Source organism: Paenibacillus hemerocallicola (assembly GCF_006265175.1).
Lineage (GTDB): Bacteria > Bacillota > Bacilli > Paenibacillales > NBRC-103111 > Paenibacillus_AB > Paenibacillus_AB hemerocallicola.
Window position 1 is genome coordinate 1 of record NZ_VDCQ01000148.1, and the last position, 1,764, is coordinate 1,764.

Here is a 1,764-nt window from a genome sequence, read left to right on the forward strand (position 1 = left end):
CCGAGCGACGCCAGCAGCTTCCGTCTGCTTATCGCGCCCTGATTGTTGGGTACCAGTCCACTCGAATCATGTGGCTGGTCTTTTTCATTGCCACGATCCTTATCGTAAATCCCGTACATCCTGCATCCATCCCTTCTATTTTATTTGAGCCGCTCCGTCTCGATCATCTTGTTGATTTCTTCCTCCGCTTGCAACAAGGCGGTATTCACATCGAGCTGGTCATCGCGGAACAAGGAGAACTTCTTGTTCACGATATCCTCCGCCTTGCTGCGGTACTGCGAAGCGATCGGATAAGGGACCGGGGAGCTTTTGAAAATGCTTTGAATATTCTTGTCTTTCAGGTACGGCTTGCTGCTGCCGAAAGCCGCCTTAACCGCATCGCTTTTCAATGACGTGATTTGACCGTCGGCAGACAGCACCTTTTGCACCTCATCGGATACCGCTACCTCAATCACGCGCAGCGCATCCTCCTTGTTTTTGCTTGACGGCGTAATCGCCATGACTTGTACACTCGCGTTGGCAAATATGTTTCTCCGCTCCGGATAGCTCGGATACTGCGTCACATCCCAGTTCAGACCTTCCTTTGTCGGCGTTTCCAACGCAGCAAACAAATTCATGCTCGCCAACATCGCCAGATTCTTTTCCTGCATAAAGTCGTTGTTCGGCGTATGACCCGGCTGAATCATATTTCCGGGAATCTTGTACATCGATTTCACCAGTTCAAACACTTGCTTCCACTGATCCGTGCGGACGGAAGCTTTCTCGGTCTTGTAGTCTACGGCTGCGGCCGACAACGGCTGGGAAATCCAGATAATGCCCGCCCCCGGATCGATGCCCCGATACTGCACGCCGCCTTCCAGACGCGTGACCTTTTTGGCCAGCTCCACCACTTCGCTCCACAGCATCCCTTCTTTCGGGTAAGCGCTTCCGAATTTGTCGAACAAATCTTTGTTGTAATACAGCGCATGGAAGCTGCGGCTGATCGGAATGCCGTACAACTCGTCTCCGGGAGAGCTGACCCGAGTGTCCCGAATCATCGTCTCGTCAAAACGGTTTAGATCGAAATTTTGCGTTTTTGCCAGTTCCCGATGGTCAAGCTCCAGCTTCTTTGTCCGGTAGTTAGCCAGGTTTCCATTAAATGTAAAAATGATGTCGGGCGTCATTCCCGCCGTAATCAGCTCAGCCAATGTCGTGCCCTTGCCCGGACGGATCAAATCTAAAGTAATATGCGGATATTTTGCCTTCAGTGCGTCTTTGATCGTTTGCTCGGTAAAAGCATCAATGTTCGTGTTGTCCAGTGCGGCACTAATTGTAATCGGTTTCAGTTCGTTTGAAAGTTTTTTCACTCCTGCGCCTTCACCGAGCTCCGCCGCCGAGCCGCATCCTGCCGACAGCAAAACAACTGCTGCCGAAGTCGCGATTAATGTCTGTCTTCTCCTGCTGCCGCGCGCCATTGGTTGATTCATTGCGTTGCCCTCCCATTTGAATTGAATCGTATACGATGTTTCAAGTGTAAATCCGAAAGCTTTACATGAACATGCACAAACATATAATAGAGTGTAGACATTCTTTCAATAAGCAGGTGACGAAAATGGTCGAATTATGGCAGGTGCGCGCCCAGATGTACGCCTACATTTACTGGAACCGCAAAACAACTTTCGAAATCGAAAGCACCTCCTATCCGAAATGGTGCATGTTTGCCGTGGAGGAAGGGGAATTCTCCTATCGCATTGGGGACGAGCAGGGGATCGGTTCCGCCGGAGA

The 1,764-nt window shown here is 50.6% G+C and carries 1 protein-coding gene; it reads right to left on the reverse strand.

Features of this window, described 5'->3' with window-relative positions:
* Positions 1–140 precede the first annotated feature (140 nt).
* Positions 141–1,466 carry an ABC transporter substrate-binding protein gene (locus FE784_RS40490; RefSeq protein ID WP_139607972.1) on the reverse strand — a complete coding sequence of 442 codons (1,326 nt, stop codon included), beginning with the start codon at positions 1,464–1,466 and terminating at the stop codon, positions 141–143.
* Positions 1,467–1,764 lie beyond the last annotated feature (298 nt).

What these genes read in the sequence shown, in the direction of transcription:
- FE784_RS40490 (WP_139607972.1), bottom strand. Translation starts at nt 1,466, where the DNA reads ATGAATCAACCAATGGCGCGCGGCAGCAGGAGAAGACAGACATTAATC.